Annotated in this window: 25 protein-coding genes; 11 read left to right on the forward strand and 14 right to left on the reverse strand. The window is 35.1% G+C overall.

Annotation, left to right across the window (positions count from 1 at the left end; genetic code table 11):
* Positions 1–12: 12 nt before the first annotated feature.
* The 5 genes from BK054_RS05565 to BK054_RS05585 form a co-directional block, all read right to left on the reverse strand.
* Positions 13–990: a ribonucleotide-diphosphate reductase subunit beta gene (locus BK054_RS05565; RefSeq protein WP_071307041.1), complete on the reverse strand. Its 978-nt coding sequence runs from the start codon at positions 988–990 to the stop codon at positions 13–15.
* Between the two features lie 436 nt (positions 991–1,426).
* Positions 1,427–2,467 carry a hemin-degrading factor gene (locus tag BK054_RS05570; protein WP_071307042.1) on the reverse strand — a complete coding sequence of 347 codons (1,041 nt, stop codon included), beginning with the start codon at positions 2,465–2,467 and terminating at the stop codon, positions 1,427–1,429.
* A gap of 11 nt (positions 2,468–2,478) precedes the next feature.
* Positions 2,479–3,255 carry a heme ABC transporter ATP-binding protein gene (locus BK054_RS05575; RefSeq protein ID WP_006257883.1) on the reverse strand — a complete coding sequence of 259 codons (777 nt, stop codon included), beginning with the start codon at positions 3,253–3,255 and terminating at the stop codon, positions 2,479–2,481.
* A 2-nt stretch (positions 3,256–3,257) separates the two neighbouring features.
* Positions 3,258–4,289 carry a FecCD family ABC transporter permease gene (locus BK054_RS05580; RefSeq protein ID WP_006262481.1) on the reverse strand — a complete coding sequence of 344 codons (1,032 nt, stop codon included), beginning with the start codon at positions 4,287–4,289 and terminating at the stop codon, positions 3,258–3,260.
* 6 nt (positions 4,290–4,295) lie between these two features.
* Positions 4,296–5,153 (reverse strand): hemin ABC transporter substrate-binding protein, encoded by an 858-nt coding sequence (locus BK054_RS05585; protein WP_071307043.1) that lies wholly within the window; start codon positions 5,151–5,153, stop codon positions 4,296–4,298.
* Positions 5,154–5,341: 188 nt separating this feature from the next.
* On the opposite strand from BK054_RS05585, the gene BK054_RS05590 reads away from it, so the two are divergent.
* The 5 genes from BK054_RS05590 to BK054_RS05610 are packed head-to-tail and all read left to right on the forward strand — an operon-like array spanning position 5,342 to position 8,763.
* Positions 5,342–6,556, forward strand: coding sequence for an aminotransferase class V-fold PLP-dependent enzyme (locus BK054_RS05590; protein ID WP_006262483.1), 1,215 nt, complete (start codon positions 5,342–5,344; stop codon positions 6,554–6,556).
* Positions 6,557–6,582: 26 nt separating this feature from the next.
* Entirely contained in the window at positions 6,583–7,002 is a 420-nt protein-coding gene (locus BK054_RS05595; protein WP_006262484.1) for a SufE family protein, read from the forward strand.
* An 11-nt stretch (positions 7,003–7,013) separates the two neighbouring features.
* Positions 7,014–7,334 carry an iron-sulfur cluster assembly protein gene (locus BK054_RS05600; RefSeq protein WP_006262485.1) on the forward strand — a complete coding sequence of 107 codons (321 nt, stop codon included), beginning with the start codon at positions 7,014–7,016 and terminating at the stop codon, positions 7,332–7,334.
* Between the two features lie 2 nt (positions 7,335–7,336).
* The gene (locus tag BK054_RS05605) at positions 7,337–7,852 is read left to right on the forward strand and encodes a DUF2480 family protein (protein WP_006257877.1); all 516 of its coding nucleotides are present in this window, start codon (positions 7,337–7,339) and stop codon (positions 7,850–7,852) included.
* 56 nt (positions 7,853–7,908) lie between these two features.
* The gene (locus BK054_RS05610) at positions 7,909–8,763 is read left to right on the forward strand and encodes a DUF3078 domain-containing protein (RefSeq protein ID WP_006257876.1); all 855 of its coding nucleotides are present in this window, start codon (positions 7,909–7,911) and stop codon (positions 8,761–8,763) included.
* Between the two features lie 47 nt (positions 8,764–8,810).
* Here the strand turns inward: BK054_RS05610 and asnA are convergent, their stop codons facing one another.
* Positions 8,811–9,815, reverse strand: coding sequence for an aspartate--ammonia ligase (gene asnA, locus BK054_RS05615; protein ID WP_071307044.1), 1,005 nt, complete (start codon positions 9,813–9,815; stop codon positions 8,811–8,813).
* Positions 9,816–10,077: 262 nt separating this feature from the next.
* A complete protein-coding gene (gene hflX / locus BK054_RS05620; protein WP_006257874.1) occupies positions 10,078–11,310 on the reverse strand; it encodes a GTPase HflX in 1,233 nt (410 codons plus the stop codon).
* A gap of 238 nt (positions 11,311–11,548) precedes the next feature.
* On the opposite strand from hflX, the gene BK054_RS05625 reads away from it, so the two are divergent.
* Positions 11,549–12,970 (forward strand): hypothetical protein, encoded by a 1,422-nt coding sequence (locus BK054_RS05625; protein WP_071307045.1) that lies wholly within the window; start codon positions 11,549–11,551, stop codon positions 12,968–12,970.
* Between the two features lie 88 nt (positions 12,971–13,058).
* On the opposite strand, the gene BK054_RS05630 is transcribed toward BK054_RS05625, so the two are convergent.
* The 3 genes from BK054_RS05630 to BK054_RS05640 form a co-directional block, all read right to left on the reverse strand.
* The gene (locus BK054_RS05630) at positions 13,059–13,847 is read right to left on the reverse strand and encodes a S1/P1 nuclease (RefSeq protein ID WP_006257872.1); all 789 of its coding nucleotides are present in this window, start codon (positions 13,845–13,847) and stop codon (positions 13,059–13,061) included.
* Between the two features lie 4 nt (positions 13,848–13,851).
* Positions 13,852–14,364: an acyl-CoA thioesterase gene (locus BK054_RS05635; protein ID WP_006257871.1), complete on the reverse strand. Its 513-nt coding sequence runs from the start codon at positions 14,362–14,364 to the stop codon at positions 13,852–13,854.
* Between the two features lie 80 nt (positions 14,365–14,444).
* Positions 14,445–15,386: an SPOR domain-containing protein gene (locus BK054_RS05640; RefSeq protein WP_071307046.1), complete on the reverse strand. Its 942-nt coding sequence runs from the start codon at positions 15,384–15,386 to the stop codon at positions 14,445–14,447.
* Positions 15,387–15,607: 221 nt separating this feature from the next.
* On the opposite strand from BK054_RS05640, the gene dprA reads away from it, so the two are divergent.
* Positions 15,608–16,693: a DNA-processing protein DprA gene (dprA, locus tag BK054_RS05645; RefSeq protein WP_006262489.1), complete on the forward strand. Its 1,086-nt coding sequence runs from the start codon at positions 15,608–15,610 to the stop codon at positions 16,691–16,693.
* Between the two features lie 69 nt (positions 16,694–16,762).
* On the opposite strand, the gene trpS is transcribed toward dprA, so the two are convergent.
* Entirely contained in the window at positions 16,763–17,743 is a 981-nt protein-coding gene (trpS, locus tag BK054_RS05650; RefSeq protein ID WP_006257868.1) for a tryptophan--tRNA ligase, read from the reverse strand.
* A 137-nt stretch (positions 17,744–17,880) separates the two neighbouring features.
* Here trpS and BK054_RS05655 point away from each other — a divergent pair, with 137 nt between their 5' ends.
* Positions 17,881–18,639 carry a lysophospholipid acyltransferase family protein gene (locus BK054_RS05655; RefSeq protein WP_071307047.1) on the forward strand — a complete coding sequence of 253 codons (759 nt, stop codon included), beginning with the start codon at positions 17,881–17,883 and terminating at the stop codon, positions 18,637–18,639.
* A gap of 66 nt (positions 18,640–18,705) precedes the next feature.
* Here BK054_RS05655 and BK054_RS05660 read toward each other — a convergent pair whose 3' ends face one another.
* Together BK054_RS05660 and recA are read right to left on the reverse strand one after the other, a co-directional pair.
* Positions 18,706–19,587: a hypothetical protein gene (locus BK054_RS05660; protein ID WP_071307048.1), complete on the reverse strand. Its 882-nt coding sequence runs from the start codon at positions 19,585–19,587 to the stop codon at positions 18,706–18,708.
* Between the two features lie 414 nt (positions 19,588–20,001).
* Positions 20,002–21,006 carry a recombinase RecA gene (gene recA / locus BK054_RS05670; protein WP_006257865.1) on the reverse strand — a complete coding sequence of 335 codons (1,005 nt, stop codon included), beginning with the start codon at positions 21,004–21,006 and terminating at the stop codon, positions 20,002–20,004.
* Between the two features lie 574 nt (positions 21,007–21,580).
* Here recA and BK054_RS05675 point away from each other — a divergent pair.
* Together BK054_RS05675 and def are read left to right on the forward strand one after the other, a co-directional pair.
* Complete coding sequence (locus BK054_RS05675) at positions 21,581–22,645, forward strand: WG repeat-containing protein (RefSeq protein WP_071307049.1); 1,065 nt, start codon at positions 21,581–21,583, stop codon at positions 22,643–22,645.
* A gap of 67 nt (positions 22,646–22,712) precedes the next feature.
* Positions 22,713–23,291, forward strand: coding sequence for a peptide deformylase (def, locus tag BK054_RS05680; protein WP_006257863.1), 579 nt, complete (start codon positions 22,713–22,715; stop codon positions 23,289–23,291).
* A gap of 68 nt (positions 23,292–23,359) precedes the next feature.
* Here the strand turns inward: def and BK054_RS05685 are convergent, their stop codons facing one another.
* A complete protein-coding gene (locus BK054_RS05685) occupies positions 23,360–23,689 on the reverse strand; it encodes a hypothetical protein (RefSeq protein ID WP_006257858.1) in 330 nt (109 codons plus the stop codon).
* A gap of 360 nt (positions 23,690–24,049) precedes the next feature.
* Here BK054_RS05685 and BK054_RS05690 point away from each other — a divergent pair, with 360 nt between their 5' ends.
* Positions 24,050–25,408 carry a rhodanese-related sulfurtransferase gene (locus BK054_RS05690; protein WP_071307050.1) on the forward strand — a complete coding sequence of 453 codons (1,359 nt, stop codon included), beginning with the start codon at positions 24,050–24,052 and terminating at the stop codon, positions 25,406–25,408.
* Positions 25,409–25,416 lie beyond the last annotated feature (8 nt).

Genomic DNA, 25,416 nt, shown 5'->3' on the forward strand with positions numbered 1-25,416 from the left:
GAATTTTTTGGTTTAGAATAGGTCGTCTGCAGAGAAACTCTTATCGTGCTTAGTGTAGTCAACAGGTCTCTTAGCGAAGAAATCATCTAAACTGTTTGCGAACACTTCTTCTTCGAACCAAGCCATTGGTTTGTATTGTTCGTGGGTGATATTAAATACCTTTTTAAGGCCAATCTTTTGCATACTTTCGTCTACTCTGAACTTCATGAAGTTTAATAGATCTGCTTTGTTTACCGTTTCTATTTCTCCTGTGCTGAAGATCCAGTCTAAGATTCTACTTTCGATCTCGATAGATTTATGAATTACTTCATTCACATGATTGATTAAGTCATCATCAAAGAAGTCTGGGAACTCGTCTCTAATCACATTAACGATATAGATACCTGCGTTAGCATGTACTTGCTCGTCTACTGATGTCCATGCAATGATGTTGCTCACATTCTTCATTAGTCCTTTAAAACGAGTAAAAGATAAGATGATGGCGAACTGGCTGAACAGAGATACGTTCTCAATCAATAAAGAGAATAAGATAAGAGATACTACATACTTTTTGCGGTCAGTATAGTTACCAGAGTTCTCTAATACTTCTGATAAGTATTCAACTCTTTCTTTAATAACAGGTACAGTTAATAAGTTCTCGAACTCGTCATTATATCCTAATACATCTAATAATCTAGAATATGCTTCTGAGTGTCTAAACTCACATTCTGCAAATGTACTTCCTAGTCCATTAAATTCTGGTTTAGGGAAGTGTAAGTATAAGTTTCCCCAAAAGGTCTTAACTGCAACTTCTATCTGAGCAATAGCTAATAAACTGTGCTTGATAGCTAGTTGTTCTTCTTTCGTTAAGTGTGAGTGGAAATCTTGTGTATCTGCTGTGAAGTCAACTTCACTATGTACCCAAAATGATTTATTAATTGCATCTGTGAATTGGTAAATTCCAGGATACTCAAACGGTTTGTAGTTTACTCTTTTATCAAAAATCGACATAGCTTAATTTTATTATATTATATAATTAGGACAACCTTCTTCTAGTTAAAACGTCAAGTGAGTGTACTTTTTAAAAGTGATGAACACTTGTGAACACTGCGATAGCCTTGTGTGTAAGTAGATAAGATTGACGAAGTTATCTTAGCTAATTTACTGTTTACTAATAACTAAATCAATATAAAATGTTTGAAAATCATAATTAGTTATTAAACATCTGTTGATAACTATTATTTGTTGAAATGTTGTGATTGTCGATTTTATGGTGATATCATTTAAGAGTAGGTTTATTGTGATGATATTGTCTTAATGCCATTTTGTTATTCCTAGTTTTTACAGAATAGTCTTAAAAAATATGTAATTTTCTATTTCTGCTGAATAGAAGGGCACCTACTGAAAATAAAAAAAGCGGAAGGTATGCCTTCCACTTTTTAGTATATTAAGCTAGTTTAGCAACTAGTTCTCTCCATTGTTCTAATTCTGGTATTCCTGGTTTTCTCTTACCAAAGAACTGGACGATGATTTCGCCAATCTCGTTGAATACTTCTACAGAAGTTACGATACCATCTTCTGTTGGTTTGCGCACTATCCATGTCTGCGCTATCTTATCCATGTCTAGGTGCATATTGAAGTCTGGGTCTAGTACATTGTACCAGTTCTGATGCCACATTGTTCTTTTTACTTCACCTGTGTGGATTTGGATATTACCTCTATTCCCTACAAAGACCATAATAGGTGTCTGAGCTTCTGAAGCACCTTCTAACAAGGTTACGATAGCATCTTTAGTAATCTGCTTAGCGTAGTACTCTTCTGGAGCTAATCTTAATGCTTGGGTACGAGTTAGGTTGTATTTCTTTAATAAAGAAAAGAAGTTATGTGTATCTTTTAGTTCTTTCCACTCTGTTCTGAATCCTTCTACATCTATCTCTTCATCTAGTCTTTCGTCTAGATTATGTAAGTAAGGTTCTGTTGTTTCTTCAGTTGATTGGTTCTCTGAAGTATATTTTTTTACTAATGCATGGAATGCTTCTTCGTTGCTCTGAGGTACTAAATAAATCTTGTGAATAGCTTCACCGTCTTTACCAAAGAACTGTAAACTCATTCTGTCTTTGTCTCCTGCTTTCTCTACTACTGCGAATACTTTCTTCCAGTGGCTTAAGAATATTCTTAGATCAATATCAGGGTTAACGAATAGACCAGCGTGAGGGCTACTAAAATCAGGGTTAGCATACACACCTTTTCTCTCGTGTACACATTCGTCATTACGTGTAAGTGCCATTACTTTTCCTAAAGTTTCTACTTCAGATAGTATGGCTTCAAATTCAGGTTTTAATCGTGTAACAGATTCTCCTATTTGTGTAGCAAGCAGTTCCATTTCACTAGCGTTAAGTTCTTTGGCTGCATTGCGTATTCTAATATGTGGATTGGTCACCTTTAGAGCGTCCCAACGTTCTTTTAATGTTTGTGTTCTTGTACTCATAATTGTTGTTTTTAGATACCAAATATTATTAAAGGATTATTGCTAACAGGGTTTTTAGTTACTACACATGGGAAGTTATATACCTCAGAGATGATCTCTTGAGTTAATACTTCTGCAGGTGTGTCATAGATTACTTTTTTCCCTTTTTGTAGCAAGAGTATTTTATCAGCATACTGTGCTGCTAAATTTAGATCATGTATTACTACGATAGCTGTATTTCCTTTAGACGTAAATTCTTTAATGATATCCATGATACGATGCTGATGTAGTACATCTAGATTGTTCAATGGTTCGTCTAAGAATAACAGCTTATTCTCAACATTATTGTTTAACTGTGATAATACTCTAGCTAAGTGGACACGTTGTTTCTCTCCACCAGACAGATGATTATACTCTCTGTGCTGTAGTGGACAGATGTCGATACAGTCCATACTCTGCTGTACTGCAGTCTTGTCTTCTTCTGTAGGGATGTGGTCAAAGTAAGGATATCTACCCATCATCACTACGTCTTCTACGTTTAAGGGGATATCTCCATTGTGATGTTGTGAAAACTTAGCTTTGTGCTTTGGTAGTTCTTTCGTACACCATTTAGGGTATTCACATGATTTCAATAAAACCTTGTTTCCTTTTTCGTGTAATTCGTCAGCAAGTATACTTAAGAATGTAGACTTACCAGCTCCATTAGGACCTAATATCGCAATAAACTCACCTTCTTTACATTCGAAATCTATATCGTTGATGATATAATTTCCTTTTGCTAAATAGTTTATTTTAAAAGCTTCAATCATAATTAGAGTGATTTTTTAAACTTGATTAATATAGCAATAAATACTGGTGCTCCCATAATCGAAGTAAGAATACCTATCGGAATCTCTGAAGGCGGCACTAGTGTTCTGCTTATTGTATCTGCAACTAATAATAATATACTACCACATAGTGTAGACAGGGGTAGGATAAAGTAATAGTTCGATTTAAAAACAAGTCTAAGTATATATGGAACTATTAATCCTACGAATCCTATAGTTCCAGTGAATGCTACTATGGTACCTACCATAAGGGCAGATAATAGTACTATTTTTTTCTTTGTTTTCTCTACTGGTATTCCTAAGTGGGTAGCATCTCGTTCTCCTAGCATCATAGCATTTAAAGCTTTTCCCTTGTTGATTAACAAGGTTATAGATACTAGTATTACTACTGCAAGGATACTAACTTTAGTCCAAGTCGCTCCTGCTAAGCTACCTAAGGTCCAGAATGTCAGGTTTCTTAACTCTTCGTCGCTTGATAGATAAGTAAGCAAGCCTGTCGCAGCACCTGTTAGGGAAGTAATAGCTACTCCTGATAATAGTAAGACACTGATATTCGTCTTACCCGCTGTGGTGGACATTTTATACACAAAAGTCATCGTGATGATGGCTCCTATAAAGCTCATGATACTCAGTAGTGAGTAGTGTACAGCTTCTGGGATCAAGGATTTAATGTGAGATCCTAAAACAATAGTAACTGCTGCAAATAATACAGAGCCAGCTGTAATACCTATAAGGTCAGGTGAGGCAAGGGGATTCTTAAACATCCCTTGAAGTGTTGTTCCGGCAAGAGATAGTCCAGCGCCAGTTAAGATTGCCATTAGAACTCTGGGAAGTCGGACATCAAAAAATACATAATAGTCGCTTGGATTTACCTCTTGCTTAGTGAACAATATTTGGTATAAAGTCTGAAATGATCCAGACTCAAATTGATAAACTCCTATGAATATAGACGCAATGGCTATTACAATTAAGATAACAGATAATATTATTGCGTAAAAAGAGAGTTTGGTTTTCATTATAATTTATTCAGATAGTAATTGATTTAATTCTTTCGCTGCTTGACCTACTCTTGGACCGAATCCACTTAATAATAAGCCATCCATTGCAATTACTTTTTTGTTTTTACCAGCATTCGTTTTGTTGATACCGTCGATTTTTAATACTCCATCGACACCTCCCATACTTTGTAATCCTGTTGTGAACATTAGGATATAGTCAGGATCGCTGTTTAATAATGATTCTGGTGTAAGAGGTTTGAAATCTTCAAATTCTGTTACAGCATTTTGTCCTCCTGCTAGACCTACTATATTGTTTACTGGTGTTTTGTCTCCTGCTACAAGAAGTGTTGCAGCTCCACGAGCATAGATGAACAATACCTTAGGTTTGTTTTCAAATGAAGGAAGATCTTGTAAATCTTGATCTATTTTGTCTAGAAGTGGTTGGTAGTTTTCATTGTTTAATGATTTAGCTACTGTTTTTATTAATGTTTTTGTTCCTTCTAAAGAGAACTCTTGTTTAATAACTTCTAAGCGTATTTTTGTCTTTTCTAATTGACTTTTAAAGTCATCATTAAGGTCTTTTTCTGTAGCATATATAATCGTTGGTTTTAACGCCATAATGCTTTCGATAGATATTTTAGAAGTATGTCCTAGATCTTGAGCTGTTGTTTTAATGTCCTCAGGATAAGTACTAGTTACATCTACTGCTATTATATTTTCTTTTTCTCCAAGAGCAACAAGTGTTTCTGTAATTGCTCCATTTAGAGAAATAATTCTTTCTTTTACTTGAGTCGTTTCAACTGGTGTAGACTCTTGTTCTTTTTTAGAATTACAGCTCATCATTGCTGTAACGATTAGGAATAAAGCTGTTAGTTTTTTCATTTGAGTTGTTTATTTGAAATAGTTCTAAATTATGGCAAAAATAGAATCTTTTTTACGCGTTACAAAACATATTTAGATTAATTTTAAATTAATATTTAGTAGGCTAAAGTATAGTTATCCTTATCTTTGCTTTTACATTTGCATACTAAAGAAGTATGACGAGTATTTTTAATTAAATGAAAAGTAATATGTTAGATATAAAGGAGGTACGTAAGAATTTTCCAATTCTTACTCAATCAGTAAATGGCAAGCCTTTAGTTTATTTTGACAATGCAGCTACTGCACAAAAGCCAAAAGTGGTAGAGGATGCAATTGTTAAATATTACGAAACTATCAATGCAAATATTCATAGAGGTGTGCATACACTTAGTCAATTGGCTACGGATGCGTATGAAGAAGCTCGTAAAAAAGTACAAGCTCATGTGAATGCTAAGTATGATTATGAAGTACTGTTTACTGCAGGGACTACGTTTGGAATAAACTTGGTGGCAAGTGGTTTTGGTAGTCTACTAAAGGAAGGAGATGAGGTGCTTATTTCAGCTATGGAGCACCATTCTAATATTGTACCATGGCAGTTCGCTTGTGAACGTTCAGGAGCTACATTGAAAGTTATTCCAATGAATCAGGATGGTGATTTAATTATGGAAGAATTCGACAAGCTATTAAACTCTAATACAAAAGTAGTAGCTGTAACCCATATTTCTAATGCGCTTGGTACTATCAACCCAATTAAGAAAATTATAGCTAAAGCTCATCAAGTTGGAGCCGCTGTGTTAATAGATGGTGCTCAAGCAACACCGCATATTAAACCTGATGTACAAGACCTAGATTGTGATTTCTATGTGTTCTCAGGCCATAAGGTGTGTGGACCTACAGGAACAGGGGTTCTTTATGGAAAAGAAGAGTGGTTAAATAAATTACCTCCTTATCAAGGAGGAGGAGAGATGATCAAGACTGTTACTTTTGAAAAGACTACATATGCATGTCTACCTCACAAATTTGAAGCAGGTACACCAAACATTGCTGGAGGAATTGTGTTAGGAGTTGCTTTAGATTATTTAAACGGAATTGGGTTTGATAATATAGCTGCTTATGAACATGAACTTTTAGAGTATGGAACGAAACGTTTATCTGAAATAGAAGGGCTTAAAATATATGGAACTGCTAAAGAGAAGACTTCTGTGATTTCTTTTAATCTAGAAGGTATTCATCCTTATGATGTTGGAGTTATCGTTGATAAACTGGGTGTAGCAGTACGTACAGGACATCATTGTACACAGCCAATCATGGACTTTTTCGGTATTCCTGGTACGATTAGAGCTTCATTTGCTTTTTATAATACAAAAGAAGAAATCGATGTGTTAGTAGAAGCAGTGAAGAAAGCACAAATGATGTTATCATAATAAGTAAATAAAGAAAATATAACGATATGACAATTAAAGAAATTCAAGAAGAGATAATTGACGATTTTTCAATGTTCGACGATTGGATGCAACGTTATGAATATATTATAGAATTAGGGAAAACCCTTCCGTTAATCGATCCTCAGTATCAAGTAGAAGAGAACTTGATTAAAGGATGCCAATCACAAGTGTGGTTACATGCAGCGTTAGAAGAAGGTAAGGTTGTTTTTACTGCGAATAGTGATGCTATTTTGACTAAAGGAATTATTGCTATTTTGATTCGAGTGTTTTCAGGACAGAGAACAGAAGATATTCTAAATGCAGATATGTCTTTTATTGACGAGATAGGTCTAAAAGAACATTTGTCTCCGACTAGAGCGAATGGATTAGTTTCAATGATCAAACAAATTAAAATGTATGCTTTAGCTTATCAAGCTAAACAATAAATTTATAGAATATGGAAGAAGTAGATGTACAACAATTAGGGGAGAATATAGTTAAGATGCTTAAAACTATTTATGACCCAGAGATTCCTGTAGATATATATGAGTTAGGATTGATTTATGATGTTTTTGTTAATGAAAATTACGATGTTAAGATTTTAATGACATTAACTTCACCTAACTGTCCTGTAGCAGAGACTCTACCAATGGAAGTAGAGGAGAAGGTAAGATCAATAGACAATGTAAAAAGTGTTGAGATTGAATTAACTTTTGAGCCATCTTGGACAAAAGATTTAATGAGTGAAGAGGCTAAATTAGAGTTAGGAATGCTTTAATTATGGAAGGAGAAATTGTAAATAAGGTTGCTAATAGCGCTCTTAAAGTTTTTGACTTAGAAGAGTTGTATCCTACGAATCCTCGTATGGATATAGATATAGCACAGTGGTTATACGAAGGATTTGTTCTTAGAGAGAAAGAATTCAGAGCTTCATTAAAAGAAGTAGATTGGTCTATTTATGAGAATGCCTATGTAGGATTATTCTGTTCTACAGACGCTATTCTTCCAGGATGGGCATATATGCTTTTGACCAGTCATCTTCAACCAGTTGCGAAACGTATATTTTTAGGTGATAGAGCACATTTGGAAAAATCTATTTATCAGGAATTATTATTTTCTTTAGATTATTCTCAATATGCAGATTTACCAGTAATTATTAAAGGTTGTTCAAAGAAAGAAATCCCAGAGGAGGCGTATGTTTTAGCAACACAATTAATGATGAATCATGCACGTTCAGTGATGTTTGGAGAAGCATGTTCTGCAGTACCTGTGTATAAACGTACAATTAAAAAGTAGTTCATTCTTTGCTATTTTAACTTATTGTTATTATTTTTGATTAAAATTTTAACAATATGAAGAGACTTTTATTAGGAGTGTGCGCTTTCTTAGCAGTGTATTCAGCTCAGGCTCAGGAAACTGAGGCTAATACAGCAACAGAAGCTGTTAGCCCATGGACAAGAACGGGTAATTTTACTTTTTTACTTAACCAATCTAGCTTCTCAAATTGGCAAGCAGGTGGAGATAATAACGTATCTGGAAGTTTTAAAGTGAATTACGATTTCAATTACAAACAAGGTGATTGGAACTGGGATAATAAAATAATTGCTAGTTATGGTCTTACTAAGTTAAAAGGGCAAGATCAGAAAAAAACGGATGATAGATTAGAGTTTAACTCTTTACTAGGTAAAAAAGCTCAAGGTAATTGGTTCTATTCTGCATTCTTGAATTTCAAGACTCAGATGGATCGAGGGATAGATAAAGATGGAGTATACAACTCACACTTTATGTCTCCAGCTTACTTACAAGTAGGACCTGGTATGTTGTGGAAAAAGAGTGATAATTTGAAAGTGAATATAGCACCAGCTACTTCGCGTTTCATTTTTGTTCATGACCACTTTACAGAGTTTGGTGATGCTTTTGGTGTTGAAAAAGGTAAATCAATGAAATACCAACTGGGGATGTCTGTTAATGGATACTACAAATTCGACATTATGGAGAATGTATCTGTTGAGAATATCTTAAACTTATATTCTAACTATCTGAAAAAACCAGAGAATGTGGTAATTGATTATCAGTTGAATGTAGTGATGAAGATTAATAAATATCTTTCTACAAACTTTACATTCCAAACAATCTATGATGACTTAGCTTATAAAGGCTTCCAAGTTAGAGAAATGGTTGGAGTAGGAGTAAACTACAACTTCTAAGAGAATATATATAAAGAAAAGGTTGGCAGATGCCAACCTTTTCTTTTTTATAATAGGTTAATCCCTTTTAGTTCAGCTTCTTTTCTTACTTGTTCTGGCCAGATACTCGCTTGTACTTCTCCAATATGCTTTTTGCGTAATAAAAACATACAAATTCTCGACTGACCAAGACCTCCTCCTATACAAAGAGGTAACTTGTTCTCAAGTAATAAACTGTGGTATAACAATGATTTTTTATCTAAAGCTCCTGCTACTTCTAATTGATGTTCTAAAGCATCTTTGTCTACTCTAATCCCCATAGAAGATAGTTCTAATGATTTGCCATGAACTGGGTTCCACACTAATAAATCTCCATTTAATCCTTTATAACCATCTTCTGTAGGAGTAGTCCAATCGTCATAATCAGCTGATCGACTATCATGCGGAATTCCATTAGATAGTTTTCCTCCAATTCCTATAATAAAAACAGCTCCATATTCTTTCGCTATTGCATGTTCTCTTTCTTTTGGAGTAAGAGTAGGGTATAGTTGTAAAAGTTGCTCAGAATGGATAAAAGATAGCTTTTTAGGTAGGATAGGCTCTATTCCTAGTTCTTCATATATTCTGTGTTCTGTATCTAGCAATGTTTGATAGATTGAACGTACTATGTTTTTTAAATAACTTAGAGTTCTATCAGATTTTTCAATGCGTAACTCCCAGTCCCATTGATCGACATAGATAGAGTGTATAGGACTGCTATCCTCATCTGGACGAAGGGCTTTCATATCAGTTAGAATGCCTTCATGAGCATCTAATTCTAGCTCTTGTAGTCTAATTCTTTTCCATTTTGCTAATGAATGCACTACTACACCGCGATTGTTATTTAGAAATTTTACAGGGAATGACACTGGACGCTCTATACCATTTAGATCATCATTAATACCTGTGCCTTCATTTACGATCATAGGTGATGATATAGGATATAGGTTAAGTGCATCACATAGTCCTTTAGAGAATTGTTCTTTGACCAATGCAATGGATTTTTCTGTTTGTAAAATTTCTTTTTTGCTCATGATTTTTTGTTTTTGAATTTGTTTTAAAATAAAAAAGGCTCCTCAGAGAGGAGCCTTTAAACGGATAATGAAATAATATATAATTAACTTAAATCAATGCCAATAGGATTCCTCTTCGAGTCGTAGAAACGATTCAAATTATTATTAGAGAAATTATTGTTCATTGATAAATACATATAATCAGCTTTTTAGCAATACTGTAAAAATAGAAAAAATATTATTATCTAATCTTCTTTTACTAATTAATTTATAAACAAATATTTTATTCTTCTTCTGAAGATTCAATTAAATGGTCATAATCTGGGAATAAAAAGTTGTTGTAAGGGAAACGTGTAATGTGGATTTCACGTACTGCTTCGTAAACTTTCTTTCTAAACTCTTCAAAGTTTTCTTTGTTTGTTGCTGAGATAAAAATAGCATTGTTTTCACCTACTTTATTCATCCAAGTCTTCTTCCATTCTTCTATTGAATAGTGTTTAGAAGTGCGTTCTGTCATTAGATCGTCTTCTTCGATTCTCTCAGGTTGATAAGCATCTATTTTGTTAAATATCATAATAGTAGGCTTGTCATTACTCTTGATATCTTTAAGGATCTCATTTACAGATTCGATGTGATCTACGAAGTCATGATGAGAAATATCTACCACGTGTAATAATAGATCTGCTTCTCTTACTTCATCTAAGGTACTTTTAAATGACTCGACTAACTGAGTAGGTAGTTTACGAATAAACCCTACAGTATCTGACAATAAGAATGGCAAGTTACCAATTACGATTTTACGTACAGTAGTATCTAGCGTTGCAAACAACTTATTCTCTACGAATACTTCACTTTTACCTACAGCATTCATTAGTGTAGACTTACCCACGTTAGTATATCCTACTAAGGCTACTCGTACCATTGCTCCACGGTTTCCTCTTTGAGAAGCCATTTGCTTATCGATTACCTTTAATTTATCTCTTAAAAGGGTAATACGGTCACGTACGATACGTCTATCTGTTTCTATCTCTGTCTCTCCAGGACCTCTCATTCCGATACCTCCACGTTGTCTTTCTAAGTGCGTCCACATACCAGATAGTCTAGGTAATAAATACTGGAATTGTGCTAGCTCTACTTGAGTTCTTGCATACGAAGTTTGTGCTCTTTGCGCAAAGATGTCTAGGATTAGGTTAGTACGATCTAGTACTTTACAGTCTAGCTCCCTAGAAATATTCTTTTGTTGAGCAGGCGATAGTTCATCATCGAATATCACGGTATGAATATCGTTCTCTACAATATAATTATGAATTTCTTGCATCTTCCCAGTACCAACAAAGGTCTTAGGGTTCGGCTTGTCCATTTTCTGTGTAAAACGCTTATATACTTGTCCTCCTGCAGTAAATGTCAAAAACTCTAATTCGTCTAAATACTCATTTAGCTTTGATTCATCTTGATCTTGTGTAATGATTCCAACGATTACAGAACGTTCAAAATTTATTTCTTCTCTATCAATCATATAAACTATATTATAGTGCAAAATTACTAAAATTGTAAGACTAAATAAGAAGATACTTTAAAATACTGTCTTTTAATTTGTTATCACTACCCTTAAAACGTGGAATATTATGAAAACATTTGCTTTTTTTATGAAATCAAATAACTTTTACTCTTTGTTTTTCAGTATCTTGCTATAGATTGTTATGGTACATTTTTTGCCATTATAGAAGAAGTGATAACATTTTATACTTTTTGAAATGAAAACAATACAATATATATTTTTAGTTATTTTTTCTCTTACTGGGGCTTTAAGTTTTGGTCAGAGAGCTGTCGTAACAGCTAATAACTATGACATTAGTGATAATCTAGACCTTCAGGCTGTAGCTTCTATATTTGGAGAGTCTAAGGATTTAGCTGACTTTGAATTTAGATTGAATGACCCTAACTTGAGAATCAATAACCTCGATTTGAATAGAGATGGTTATGTAGATTATCTACGAGTTGTGGAATTAGTGGAAGGAAGAACACACCTTATTGTCATTCAGGCAGTATTAGGCAAGGATCTTTTCCAAGATGTTGCAACTATTGAAGTAGAAAAAGATACTAGAGAAAATGTAGTATTAATGCAAGTAGTAGGGAACTCTTATCTGTATGGACCTAACTATATTTATGAGCCTGTTTATTTAAGTAGACCTCCTATGTTTACTTTATTCTGGACGAATAATTATAGAGCTTATCACTCATCGTGGGGTTGGGGATATTATCCTGACTATTACTATTATTACTCTCCTTATAGTACAGACAGATATATGAGTCATGTACACATCCAGATTAATCATTATAATAATTATTATTATTCTAGTAATAGATATAGTACACGTGCACAAAGAATGTATTATGATGTAGCTCAGAACTCTTATGAAAGCCAGAATCCAAACCAGTCGTTTAGAACTAGATATGGAGAAGATAGTTTCTACAATAGAAAAGATCTAACAGATACAAGAGGTAGTTCTAACTCACGTAGTGAATACTTAGTGGACAGTAACCAAAATCCAAATTATAGAAGATCTGCTTATACGGATAATAGTAGCACATCTAGTAATGGAAGTGGTAACTCTCGTTCTAGTTACAGCAGAGGAGGTAGTTCTACAGATACTAATGGTTCTGGTTCATATAGCAGAGGAGAGGCGATAGCGAATAGTGGAAGCAGCAACTCTCGTTCTAGCTACAGCAGAGGTAGTAGTTCTACAGATAATACTAGTTCTGGTTCTTATAATAGAGGAGAGGCGATATCGAATACAGGAAGTAGCAATTCTCGTTCTAGCTACAGTAGAGGTAACTCTTCTAATAATACGAACTCATCGTCTAATAATTCCTCTTATTCTAGATCTAGCTATAGTAGAGGAAGCTCATCTTATCCTAGTAGCTCTAGTAATAGTAGTTATAACCGTTCTTCTAGTAGCTCTTCTTATCCAAGTAACTCATCTTCAAGATCTAGTTATAGTAGAGGCAGCTCTTCTTATCCGAGTAGTTCTAGTAACAGTAGCTACAGTCGCTCGTCTAGTAGCTCTTACCCTAGTAGTAGCTATAGCCGTTCATCTTCTGGAAGTAGCTCATCAGGCTACAGTAGAGGAGGAAGCAGTAGTTCATCATCGTCTAGATCTAGTTATAGTCGATAATTAAAAGAGTAAATAAGCTAATTTTAGCAATAAATAAGAAAAGGCGAAGTATCATTACTTCGCCTTTTTTATATGCTTTAGAATTGTCTTATTTAAAGATGTCATTTAAGATTTTAGCTAATCTTAATCCCCCTTTTAGTAATTGACTTTCTACGTTGTCTTTGTGATCAAAGTGGTATCTGTAGCTTAGAGATTCTTCAGGCTCTACACTAGCGTATAGTTTATTAGCCATCGTATACGAATCATAAATCCAATCTTCTAATGTACCAGAAGTGATTTTTTGATTGTAGTTAGCACCGTGTACATCTAGTACAGTAGCATATTCTGTATAGCTGTATTTATCGAAGTCAACTAGAGCAGAGTCCCATAGACTGTGTAAGTTAGTTGCTTTTCTAAACCATTCTATTTTTACTCTATTTCCTCCTAGATCCTCTGGTCTACCGATGTGTAGTGGTTGATGAGCATCACCGATGATATGGATTAAAAAGTACAGATTCTCTTGTTTTTTAGCTAACGGAAGATTCTTGTCTTTTAACTCTTCGATAAGGATAAGAGCTCTTTTGTATAAGTTCTCATCTGTAGAGTTAGCTAGTTCTTTATCGAATGCTTGTCTATCTAGATCACCTGGCATATTGATATAGTGCCAGCTATCTGCGAACTTCCAAGAAGGATCCGACTTTAAGAAGTCTGGCCAGTTAGCCCAATACGCTAATTGTTGGTTGCCAATGATTTCTTTTAATTGTTTTTTAGCTTTTTTGCTTAAGTTTCTTTCTGCTAATTCAGCTACTACTCTGTGACCAGTAGTACCCCAAGCAAATACATTAGCTGTCTGTAATGCAAAGAATGCAACTACAAATAGGGATAATAATTTCTTCATAATATTATTCGTTAAATAGAGCTATAAGTTCTGTAGCGTCACTCGGTTTCATCTTTCCTGCGATAACTAGACTTAACTGCTTACGTCTTAAGGCTCCGATGTATCTTTCTTTCTCTAAATCTGTTTCAGGGATTAGCTCAGGGATAGCTACAGGATGACCTGTATCATCTACAGCTACGAATGTATAGATAGCTTCATTTGCTTTTTTCTTTATTCCTGATTCTCTGTCTTCGATCCATACATCTAAGTACACTTCCATAGACGAGTTAAATGAGCGTGATATTTTAGCCTCCACAGTTACTACACTTCCTAGAGGAATAGGTCTGTTAAAAGCGACGTGGTTCACCGATGCAGTAACGCATACTCTGCGAGAGTGTCTTCTAGCAGCGATACCAGCAGCTCTATCCATACGAGCTAATAATTCTCCACCGAACATATTATTAAGTGGATTAGTCTCTCCTGGTAGAACTAAGTCTGTCATTAAAGTAGCTGATTCAGATACTAATTTTGCTTCCATTGTTATTATTTTCGACAAATATAGGCACATTAAATAAAAATCCCGAACCTTTTCAGATTCGGGATATATGTTTTAACTATTTATTGTACTAAAATCCAAGCATCAATATTGATAGTATTATGTATTTTTCTCATTTCTCGTTGAGCCTCTTGTTGGGTCGTATAGCTACCATAAGAGACAGGATACACTCCATACTTCGTACGAGATAGTGCTTTTGCACCTTCATACCCTTTTTTCTGAAGTTTCTTAGCCTCAGACAGCGAAGTTTGTTCTGATCTAAAAGCACATGCGATAACGTGATAAGGGGTACTTACAGTCTCTTCTAAGACTACCTCTTCTTCTTTTACAGGAATAGAGATAGTAGTAGCAGTAGGCTCTATGATGAAAGTAGCTTGTTGAATTTTATTCTCCACTCTACTCTGAACATTTTTACTTACAGTGTACGCTTCATCATTTAAATACGCTTCATATCCTTTGTTTACAAAGACTCCAGCTGTACTTATAAATAAAGCCACTACAGCCGCATATTTAAAGAATGTGTACTTCTTATTCGGTTTAACAGTAGGCACAGTTACAGTTTCAGCAAGTGGGATGATAGGAGATCGCTCTATCGTCTTTGCCATTACTGTAGATAGACCAAAAGAGGTCATTAAGTAATTACTATTAGAAGCAGGTTCGAATACTAGATTGCCTTCAGAATTAGTTTGGAACATACCCACATTCAGTAGTTCTAAACTACCGATATTGCGCAACTCTACTTCCCATCCTTTAATACTCTGATTGATTAAAAGAACAGCTTCATCATAAGAGATATTCTCTTCTACAGCGATATGATTAGCTAATAACCCATCGTTATGCTTAATATTCGCATTAAAAGAAAGACTCTTCTGTGGAGGGAAGAAACATTGTTTCTCCTCACTGTAGTATGATGACTTGATTTCTGTCAATAGAGCTCCAAAACCAGGAATGATTACACACTGGTATCGATAAAGCAAAGCTGATATGTATTTTTCGATCTTCATAAAGACAAAATTACATTAAACAATAACTAATCAAAAAAATATTCACTATTATTTTTAACCATCGATAACTTTTTTATATCTAGTAAGTTATATTACTAAAACAAATGAAAGAATATCGCGGGTTGACATGATGTTGGATAGGTTTTTGAGGCTGTGATGTGAAGATACAAATACTATAATTGATTACCAATTTATCTATGGAAGAAGAAAGGTTATTTTATATGTTGGCATTACAATCTACTGTGGGCGTAGGGCCGATAACAGCTAAGCGATTATTAGATTACTTTGGTTCTCCTAAAGAAGTCTTTTTAGCAAAAGAGAAGGATGTAATTGCTGTACATCGCATTGGTAATATGCTATGGCGCAATCTTCAAGATAGCAACGTCTTAAAAAGAGCAGAACAAGAGTTAAGAAATATCGAGAAGTATCACCTGTCTTGTTTTGATTATACAGATAGTTGTTACCCTTCCTTGTTGAAAGAGTGTGAGGATAGTCCCTTACTGTTGTTTAGTACAAGACCCAGTATCAGTTTAGACAATAGAAAGGTCATTAGCTTCATAGGTACTCGTAATCCAAGCAAAAGAGGTGTGGATATCTGTGTGGAATTAATAAGTGATCTGAAGCCGTATAATCCTATTATTGTGAGTGGTCTAGCCTACGGAGTAGATATTACTGCACATGTTGCTGCTTTAGACAATGGTTTAGATACTTATGCTGTTCTTGGACATGGGTTGAATAGAGTTTATCCAGATGTTCATACAGCTGTAGCTAGGCGTATTGAAGAACAGGGTGGAGCTTGTCTATCTGAGTTTTGGGTAAGTAGTAAGGTAGATAGAGAGAACTTTATTCAGCGCAATCGCATTGTAGCTGGGATGTCTCAAGCGACTATCGTTGTAGAAAGTGCTATTAAGGGAGGCTCTATGTCTACGGTGACTTTTGCTAATGATTATAACAGAGACGTATTTGCAGTTCCTGGGAGAGTTGGTGATATTATGAGTGCAGGGTGTAATCATCTAATTCAAAAAAATAAAGCACAATTATTAACTTCTGCTAAGGAGATTGTAGAAACCTTAAACTGGGATGCTCAAGCTAAAGCTCCTAAAGTTATTCAACCCCAACTATTTCTTGATCTCAATCCTGAAGAACAATCGATAGTTGATTTTTTGAGTAAGCACGAACGTGAGTTACTTGATATTATAGCACTCAGTTGTTCACTTCCGATTTATAAGGTAAGTAGTATCCTGCTTAATTTAGAAATGCTAGGAGTAGTAAGACCATTGCCAGGGAAGTATTTTGAACTACTATAGTGATGATAAACAAATAAGCCTTACACTGAGGTAAGGCTTATAAGATATCTAAAGAAAGGTTATAGAAGACTATTTAGCACTTCCGTAACCTAGTTTCTCTCTTACTTTATTTAAAGTTCCTGTAGCAATTACAGACGCTTTTTCTGCACCAATACCTAGTAGACGATCTACTTCTTCTAAGTTATTGATATAGTACTCGTATTTCTCACGAATATCTTTAAACTTCTCAACGATAAGTTCGAAAAGCTCTTGTTTTGCATGTCCATAACCATAGTTACCACCTAAGTATTTAGCTCTCATCGCTTCTACTTGTTCTGGAGTAGCTAATAGTTTATAGATCGTGAATACATTACAAGTATCAGGGTTCTTAGGATCTTCTAGAGGAGTACTATCTGTCTCGATGCCCATTACTTCTTTTCTCAATACCTTATCTGTTTGGAAGATATTGATGGTATTGTGTCTAGACTTAGACATTTTGTTTCCATCTGTACCAGGCACTACCATTACTTCCTCTTGGATTTTCACCTCTGGTAATACAAAAGTTTCTCCCATTTGGTGATTAAAGCGAGATGCTACATCACGTGTGATCTCTAAGTGTTGCATTTGGTCTTTTCCTACAGGTACGAATTCTGCATCGTATAGTAAGATATCTGCAGCCATCAGCATTGGGTAAGTAAATAACCCTGCATTAACATCAGATAAAACATCTGCTTTATCTTTAAACGAATGAGCTAATGTTAGACGTTGGTATGGAAAGAAGCAACTTAAGTACCAAGTAAGTTCAGTTGTTTGCGGTACATCTGACTGGCGGTAAAAAGTTACATGATTAACGTCTACACCACAAGCAAGCCAAGTAGCCGCAACACTATAGGTATTTTCTTGTAAAGTTTTAGCGTCTTTAATTTGCGTTGCAGAGTGCAAGTTCGCAATAAAAATAAAAGACTCATTCTCTTTTTTGTTTGCCATTTCTACTGCTGGTAGAATAGCTCCTAAAAGATTCCCTAAGTGTGGAGTTCCTGTACTTTGAACTCCTGTTAGAATTTTAGCCATTGCGTGATATTAATTATTTAAAAAGCAAAGATAAGGGAATTGAAGTTTATTTGCCTTGTTTTTACTAGCTAATGTGGTTATATGGCGATAGAATTGTTTATTTTTGAAGTTAGTAAAAGATAGAATTTGTAATACAAATGATAAAAAGTATAGGTGCGTTTTTCAGTTCACTTTGGCGACTGTGGTTTTATATCTGGATGGTAATTGTTATTTTACTATTATCTCCTTTTTTATTGATAACGATTGGATCAGAGAAGACATATCCTCAGTTTTTTAAAGTAGCTCGTATCTGGGCTATTCTCGTATTTTATGGAATAGGGATGAGGTATAAGATAGAAGAGGAGACTCCGTTAGAGAAAGGGAAGAGCTATATGTTTATTGCTAATCATACTTCGATGTTAGACATTATGATGATGCTTATCCTTGTAAAGGACAATCCTTTTGTCTTTGTAGGTAAGAAAGAATTATCGAGTATTCCAGTGTTTGGGTTCTTTTATAAGCGTGCCTGTATTTTAGTAGATAGAAAGGATGCAAGAAGTAAGAAGCAAGTGTTCGACAGTGCACAAGAGCGTTTAAGTAGAGGGCTGAGCATCTGCATTTTTCCAGAAGGAGGCGTGACAGATGATAGAACGATCATACTAGACAGCTTTAAGGATGGGGCTTTTCGGCTTGCTATAGATCATCAGATACCGATAGCTCCTTTAGCGTTTGGTAGGTTGAGACATTATTTCCCTTTTGTATGGGGGATAGGGCACCCAGGAGTGGTACCAGTCAAGATATTCCCTTGTATAGAAACGAAAGGGCTGACCTTAGAGAATAAAAAAGAAGTAAGAGATATGGCTTTTAATCTATTATATGATCCTGTGCTAGAATGGGAGAAGGAATATAAAGCGTAATAATGCAAAAAGCGGTGAGACAACGAAGATCTCACCGCTTTTTTAGTTATAGTGTGGTTTATGGATTCACAGTTGTATAATACCTGCTCCTGAAATTCTACCACTAGCATGAACGAAGTCATTCATAGATTGGTTTTGTTCAGTAGATAGCTTACTGTAATTAATATCAAGTTTAGAACGGCTCATTGATAAATCAAATAGTTCTTTTTGAATCTCTTTTTGACGGCCTGCATCAGTTGAAGTTTTAAACTCTTCTACTAGTGCCATCTCTTGTTTATAAGAAGCAATCACATCTTCTTGTGGCACGTCTGGTAGCTTTAGCTCTAATGCATTAGGTTCTGTAATCGTACACGCTCCTCCTGCAACCATGTTCTGTTGGTGAAAACCTTTGCTCTCTGCTGAGAACTCTTCTTCATAAAAAGTGATAAATTCAGCTTTAGTAAAGAATTTATTGTAGAAGTTACCAACAGCATTCTTATTATGTGTAACCAGCTCTTCAGGATATTCTTCACCTAAGAAATAAGTACATCTGTATAGGTTATTATCTATAAATAGAGCGTTAGTCGATTTAATATTATTTGTATAAAGTACATCATCAATAACTACTTCTCTCGCAGTAGAACCAAATTTGTCAAAGTTTCCTTCTGTAGCATATACCATCGAGAAGATATAGTGTGGTTCTAAAGTTGGGTTGATGATACCACCAGAGTTTTGTTTGAATACATTGAACTTGTTTTTTTGTCCATTGTAGTCTAATTCGTGTACACCATTCTCCAGTTTTAATACCTCAAAGGTATTTGGGGCTAGGGTATATTTTTGATTATCTAGTGATACTGTAATCTCTTTATCAGTTGGGTTAGACAGATAAAAATCATGTCTTTTAAACGGATCGTCGCAGCTAATAAAGGTCATAATTGTTAGCAATAGTGCTAATAATCGTAATTTCATATTGTTGTTTTGTGTTTTATTGAATTACAAAATTAAGTGATTCTCCTTTTAGTGCCTAGTGTTAATGGATTATTATATAAAAGGCGTTGGTATTGTTGAGATACTTTTTTTGTACTATTTAACGTTATTATGTGTTGATTAATAGATATATGGCTTTAGATAGACAGCATAAGAAAATTGTGTTGAGAGGAATATTTAGTAGTTTACCTATGCTATTAGGCCTTTCTGTTTTGTTTATCATTGCAGAAGGTAAAGGAGTTTTTCTAATTCCTTGTAAAACTCTATGTTATTGGTTTTATGTATATAGCAGTATTGACGTTATGATATGCTGCACTAGCAGGATTTATAGGTTGATATATAAAAAAATCCCTCACAATACTATTGTAAGGGATTCATATTTAAGGATAGAAACAATTAAGCTTCTTTATTTTTGATTTCGTCCTTGATTAATTGTTCAAGTTCTTCCATTAGTTCAGGGTTGTCTTTAATCACTGATTTCACAGCATCACGACCTTGTCCTAACTTAGTATCACCGTAGCTAAACCAAGATCCGCTTTTCTTCACGATTTCATAGTCTACAGCCATATCCAGTACTTCACCTACTTTAGAGATACCTTCACCATACATGATATCAAACTCAGCAGTACGGAAAGGAGGTGCTACTTTATTCTTCACGATTTTTACTTTCGTTCTGTTACCGATCACATTCTCACCATCTTTAATCTGAGTAGACTTACGGATATCTAGACGTACAGAAGCGTAGAACTTCAATGCGTTACCTCCTGTAGTAGTCTCAGGGTTACCGAACATTACACCGATTTTATCACGTAACTGGTTAATGAAGAATACAGTACAGTTAGTCTTGCTAATAGTAGAAGTTAACTTTCTCAAAGCTTGAGACATTAAACGAGCGTGTAATCCCATTTTAGAATCTCCCATCTCTCCTTCGATTTCACTCTTTGGAGTTAAGGCAGCAACAGAGTCAATTACTACTAAGTCAATAGCTCCAGAACGAATTAAGTTCTCAGCGATCTCTAATGCTTGCTCACCATTGTCTGGTTGAGATATAATTAAGTTGTCGATGTCTACACCTAGTTTTTGTGCATAGAAACGGTCAAAAGCGTGCTCCGCATCAATGAATGCTGCGATACCACCTGCTTTTTGTGCTTCTGCGATAGCGTGTAAAGTTAAAGTCGTCTTACCTGATGATTCTGGACCGTATATCTCTATAATTCTTCCTCTAGGGAATCCTCCTACACCTAATGCAAGGTCAATACCTAGTGATCCTGAAGAAATAACTTCTACCTCTTCTACAGCAGTATCTCCCAACTTCATTACTGTTCCTTTACCATAAGTTTTGTCTAACTTATCAAGTGTAAGTTGTAACGCTTTTAATTTTGCTTCTTTATCTGCACTCATTTTTTATAAAAATTAGATTCTTACTGATGTAAAAGTAATATAATTTAATTACAGTCCAAGAGAGTAGTATCATTATGCTATGAATTATAGCAGGTGAGTGTGATCTCTTTGTTATGATATAATTTATAGCAATGTGTTGTTTTTAACCTCGTCCTTGTGATAGTATGATGTAGGAGAAATAATCCTAAAAATAAGGTTTTGAATTTTAGGTGAATGCACCCTAAGATAAGGTTTAGACAATGGGTAATGAGATTTAGACGTTGTTTTGAGTGATAAGGGAATGATCAGTATTTGATAGGCTAGTGATGGGCTATTTTATGCACTTTTAAGCCGACCAAATGCCCATCACAAGCCGACCATAAGCCGACCACCTCAATTATGATTGGAAAAATAAGACATGATGGCTTCGTTCTTTTAGGAGATAGTATGTAAGTTTAAGTGTGTGGTGTTGCATTTGTAGTAAGGCTTATTTATAGTAAGGTTTTGATTTTAGCGTGTGGAGAAGTGATGGGGTCTATACTATTTTAGAATTATGTATTTTTAGCACTTAATTTTAGCGTTATTAGGATAATATATGGATCAGGTAAAAAAGTGTTTTAAAGTATTGCTGTTCACTCTAGTAGTGTTGTTTTCATGCTCTAGTTGTGATGGTTTATTAGGAGATAGATTAGTAATAAGTAACGCAATAGAGGGTACAGAAGACGTTATATTGATTCCTTCTCAAGATAAGGATGGAAAGTGGGGATATGTAGATGAGGATAAGAATTGGGTGATAGAACCTCAGTATGCCGACGCTTGGATGTTTAGTAGAGGTATGGCTGTAGCGAGTGTAAGTGATGGTGAGTATGGTATTATAAACACAGTAGGAGAGTGGATGGTAGAACCAAAGTATCTAATCATCACCACTCATGTGGATAGACGTGGATCGAAATATTTCATGACACAAAAAGACCATAAGACTACGATATATGATGAGGGAGGCCATAAGATTACTTCTACTCTGGAGATGATTATCGAGTCTGATACTATTTTTGAGAATGACCGTTATCGATTAGTTGGTAGTAATAATCACTATGGGTTTATTAACCCAAAAGGAGAGTGGGTTATAGAGCCTCAGTATTCTTTTGGGACACAATTTTCTGAGGGATTAGCTAGTATGAGTCTAGACGATAACAGTCGTGTTATTATCAATGATAAAGGAGATGTTCTCAAGCATTTCTCTGAAGAAATTGGTTATGTCGGAATCTTTAGAAATGGTTTAGCTCCTATACGTAATAGAGATGCTTATGGTTATGTAAATAAGACAGGAGAGGTAGTTATCGACTATAAATATGTAGATGCAAGTGATTTTAAAGATGGAATTGCTTTCGTACGAGAGGATGATTCTAATACTTTTCATTGTATTAATACTTCGGGAGAGACGTTGTTCAGTAAGGAGTGTGACTTTATACTATCAGTAGGTCATGGACTAGTGTATACCACTGTGATGGCAAAGACGGGAATCCTGAATAAAAAAGGTGATATCGTATTACCAATAGCCTACGATGTAATCTTCGAGATAGAACAAGAGCATTATGTAAAGGTGCGTCAAGATGATAAATACTTCTATATAGACTTACGTAATGGTAAGTGTTATTAAATTATTTAAGGTTAGTTTTTTGTGTAGGAAGTAACTTATCCCGACTTTTGTAACAAATAGAAACACAATGAAATTACCAATATTAGCATACGGAAATAAAACATTAAAGGTAGACTGTGATGCGATAGATAGCAGTTCTGAAGACCTAAATAAGCTGATCGATAATATGTGGGAGACTATGGAGAACGCTTATGGATGCGGGCTAGCAGCTCCTCAGATAGGAGAGACTAAACAGCTATTCGTAGTAGATAGTATCGTGATGTATGAGAATGCAGAAGAGGATGAGCGCAAAGCTAATTTCGCAGAGGGAGATACAGGGATGCGCGAGACATTTATCAATGCACGTATTATCGGTAAATCTGACGAGACATGGGATGAGGTAGAAGGATGTCTAAGTATTCCTGATATTTTTAAGCGCGTTACGCGTCCATGGTCTATCACGATAGAGTACCTAGATAGAGATTTTAAACCTCATACTAAGACGTTCCACGGTACTACAGCGCGTATTATACAACATGAGTACGACCATACGAGAGGGGTGTTATTTACAGATCGATTAAGCTCATTGACTAAAAAGTTGATAGGTACAAAGCTTAATAAAATTATGAATGGTAAGGTATTTACTGATTATAAAATGAAGCCATAAGAAATACAAAGGGGCTGTCTCTTTTTGCAATGAGACAGCCCCCTTCTTGTTTAGATAATACATGTGTATTACTTAATAAAGCTAAGTGTCTTATCTGACCATTCACCGATAAGAGGTAATGGTTTTTTCTTTTCTCCTGCTGCATTAAGTATTCCCATAATCATATATAAAAGAATAATTAAGTATAACACTAGTGCTATCATGCCTGCAATGATTGGGAATATACCTGCTATTACTCGTATAACAAGTGATAAAACGAAGCTTAAGATTAATACACCAAATGATTGTCTTAGGTGGTATTTTAGTAAATCATTTGCTTTTTCTTTTCCTACAAAGAATGCTACTAACCATCCAATTAATGTGATGTATGATACGATTGATAAAGTTTTATTGTCCATTTTATGAGTTTTATTGGAAACAAATATCTGTATAATTGTCTCATATATTATTGTTTAGACTTGTCTATTTCGCAAAAATGGCTGTTTATGGGGATATTTAAGTAGTGTATTATCGCGTTCAATTCATAACAAAAGATAAATCTATAAGGTCAAGTATTCTTACAGAATACCTTTTGTAGAGGAGATGCTTAAAATAGAAGCTGAGGTTCTAAAAAAAGGATTGAATAATTTGATAGTTAACTATTTATGTAAATTTTATAAGGTTCAATTCTCATTTTTAAATCTAAATACTATCTTTGCACCGAAATTCTTCCATTTAGGATTTCAAACATATATAATCTACACTTAAAAGTATATAGCATGCAACTGTATAACACATTAAGCGCAGAGGAAAGAGCTGAACTTATCGAGCAAGCGGGGGAGAACCGTTTGACTTTATCTTTCTATGCGTACGCCAAAATAGAAAACCCACAACAATTTAGAGACGATTTATTCCTAGCTTGGGATGCATTAGACGCTTTAGGACGTACTTATGTAGCTCATGAGGGGATCAATGCTCAGATGTCTGTACCTGCATCTAAGTTTGATGCATTTAGAGAGACCTTAGAGCAGTATGATTTCATGAAAGGAATCCGTCTGAATGTAGCTGTAGAGCAAGATGACTTATCATTCTTAAAGCTAACAGTGAAGGTTAGACACAAGATCGTAGCTGATGGTCTAAACGATGATACATTCGATGTTACGAATAAGGGAATTCACTTAAAGGCAAAAGAATTCAACGAATTATTAGAAGACCCGAATACGGTAGTAGTGGACTTTAGAAACCACTATGAGAGTGAAGTAGGGCACTTCGTAGGAGCGATCACTCCAGACGTGGACACATTCCGTGAATCACTGCCAATCATTAAAGACCAATTAGAAGACATCAAAGAGGAGAAAAACTTATTGATGTACTGTACAGGAGGTATCCGCTGTGAGAAAGCATCAGCTTACTTTAAACACAACGGGTTTAAGAATGTATACCAATTAGAAGGAGGTATTATTGAATACACTCGTCAGGTAAAGGCTGAAGGATTAGAGAGTAAGTTCATCGGAAAGAACTTCGTGTTTGACCACCGTCTAGGAGAGCGTATTACAGACGATATTATCTCTAACTGCCACCAGTGTGGTAAACCATGTGATACTCACGTAAACTGTGCTAACGAAGCATGTCACTTATTGTTTATTCAGTGTGATGAGTGTGCTGAGAAGATGCATGGATGCTGTTCTGATGAGTGTTTAGATATCATTCAGTTACCAGAAGATGAACAAAAACGCTTACGTCAAGGAGTACAAAAAGGAAACTTAGTATTCAAGAAAGGACGCTCAGAGGCATTAAAGTTCCAAGGAGAACGCAGTGCTACTGATGAGATCAAAGCAGTGAAGGTAAGTGCAGTAACACAAATCCGCAAGAAACAAGCAGAGCGAAAAGTTCTAATCGGGACAGCTCAACACTACTTTACTAAAGCTAGTGTAGGGCAGTTTATTGTTGACAAGGAGTTAAATGTTGGAGATAAAGTAGCTATTGTAGGACCTACTACAGGTGATGAGAGACTAACTATAGAGAAGATGATGGTAAATGGAGTGGAAGTTAGTACAGCTAATAATGGAGATAAGATGACTATGGAATTAGGTTTTCGTATTCGTAAAAACGACCAATTGTATAAAATAATAGATTAAGCATAAAG

The organism is Myroides sp. ZB35 (genome assembly GCF_001865835.1).
Taxonomy (GTDB): domain Bacteria; phylum Bacteroidota; class Bacteroidia; order Flavobacteriales; family Flavobacteriaceae; genus Flavobacterium; species Flavobacterium odoratimimum.

Excerpts from the sequence above, each read along its gene's own strand:
- BK054_RS05565 (WP_071307041.1), bottom strand. The coding sequence starts at position 990 with ATGTCGATTTTTGATAAAAGAGTAAACTACAAACCGTTTGAGTATCCT.
- BK054_RS05570 (WP_071307042.1), bottom strand. The coding sequence starts at position 2,467 with ATGAGTACAAGAACACAAACATTAAAAGAACGTTGGGACGCTCTAAAG.
- BK054_RS05575 (WP_006257883.1), bottom strand. The coding sequence starts at position 3,255 with ATGATTGAAGCTTTTAAAATAAACTATTTAGCAAAAGGAAATTATATC.
- BK054_RS05580 (WP_006262481.1), bottom strand. The coding sequence starts at position 4,289 with ATGAAAACCAAACTCTCTTTTTACGCAATAATATTATCTGTTATCTTA.
- BK054_RS05585 (WP_071307043.1), bottom strand. The coding sequence starts at position 5,153 with ATGAAAAAACTAACAGCTTTATTCCTAATCGTTACAGCAATGATGAGC.
- BK054_RS05590 (WP_006262483.1), top strand. The coding sequence starts at position 5,342 with ATGTTAGATATAAAGGAGGTACGTAAGAATTTTCCAATTCTTACTCAA.
- BK054_RS05595 (WP_006262484.1), top strand. The coding sequence starts at position 6,583 with ATGACAATTAAAGAAATTCAAGAAGAGATAATTGACGATTTTTCAATG.
- BK054_RS05600 (WP_006262485.1), top strand. The coding sequence starts at position 7,014 with ATGGAAGAAGTAGATGTACAACAATTAGGGGAGAATATAGTTAAGATG.
- BK054_RS05605 (WP_006257877.1), top strand. The coding sequence starts at position 7,337 with ATGGAAGGAGAAATTGTAAATAAGGTTGCTAATAGCGCTCTTAAAGTT.
- BK054_RS05610 (WP_006257876.1), top strand. The coding sequence starts at position 7,909 with ATGAAGAGACTTTTATTAGGAGTGTGCGCTTTCTTAGCAGTGTATTCA.
- asnA (WP_071307044.1), bottom strand. The coding sequence starts at position 9,815 with ATGAGCAAAAAAGAAATTTTACAAACAGAAAAATCCATTGCATTGGTC.
- hflX (WP_006257874.1), bottom strand. The coding sequence starts at position 11,310 with ATGATTGATAGAGAAGAAATAAATTTTGAACGTTCTGTAATCGTTGGA.
- BK054_RS05625 (WP_071307045.1), top strand. The coding sequence starts at position 11,549 with ATGAAAACAATACAATATATATTTTTAGTTATTTTTTCTCTTACTGGG.
- BK054_RS05630 (WP_006257872.1), bottom strand. The coding sequence starts at position 13,847 with ATGAAGAAATTATTATCCCTATTTGTAGTTGCATTCTTTGCATTACAG.
- BK054_RS05635 (WP_006257871.1), bottom strand. The coding sequence starts at position 14,364 with ATGGAAGCAAAATTAGTATCTGAATCAGCTACTTTAATGACAGACTTA.
- BK054_RS05640 (WP_071307046.1), bottom strand. The coding sequence starts at position 15,386 with ATGAAGATCGAAAAATACATATCAGCTTTGCTTTATCGATACCAGTGT.
- dprA (WP_006262489.1), top strand. The coding sequence starts at position 15,608 with ATGTTGGCATTACAATCTACTGTGGGCGTAGGGCCGATAACAGCTAAG.
- trpS (WP_006257868.1), bottom strand. The coding sequence starts at position 17,743 with ATGGCTAAAATTCTAACAGGAGTTCAAAGTACAGGAACTCCACACTTA.
- BK054_RS05655 (WP_071307047.1), top strand. The coding sequence starts at position 17,881 with ATGATAAAAAGTATAGGTGCGTTTTTCAGTTCACTTTGGCGACTGTGG.
- BK054_RS05660 (WP_071307048.1), bottom strand. The coding sequence starts at position 19,587 with ATGAAATTACGATTATTAGCACTATTGCTAACAATTATGACCTTTATT.
- recA (WP_006257865.1), bottom strand. The coding sequence starts at position 21,006 with ATGAGTGCAGATAAAGAAGCAAAATTAAAAGCGTTACAACTTACACTT.
- BK054_RS05675 (WP_071307049.1), top strand. The coding sequence starts at position 21,581 with ATGGATCAGGTAAAAAAGTGTTTTAAAGTATTGCTGTTCACTCTAGTA.
- def (WP_006257863.1), top strand. The coding sequence starts at position 22,713 with ATGAAATTACCAATATTAGCATACGGAAATAAAACATTAAAGGTAGAC.
- BK054_RS05685 (WP_006257858.1), bottom strand. The coding sequence starts at position 23,689 with ATGGACAATAAAACTTTATCAATCGTATCATACATCACATTAATTGGA.
- BK054_RS05690 (WP_071307050.1), top strand. The coding sequence starts at position 24,050 with ATGCAACTGTATAACACATTAAGCGCAGAGGAAAGAGCTGAACTTATC.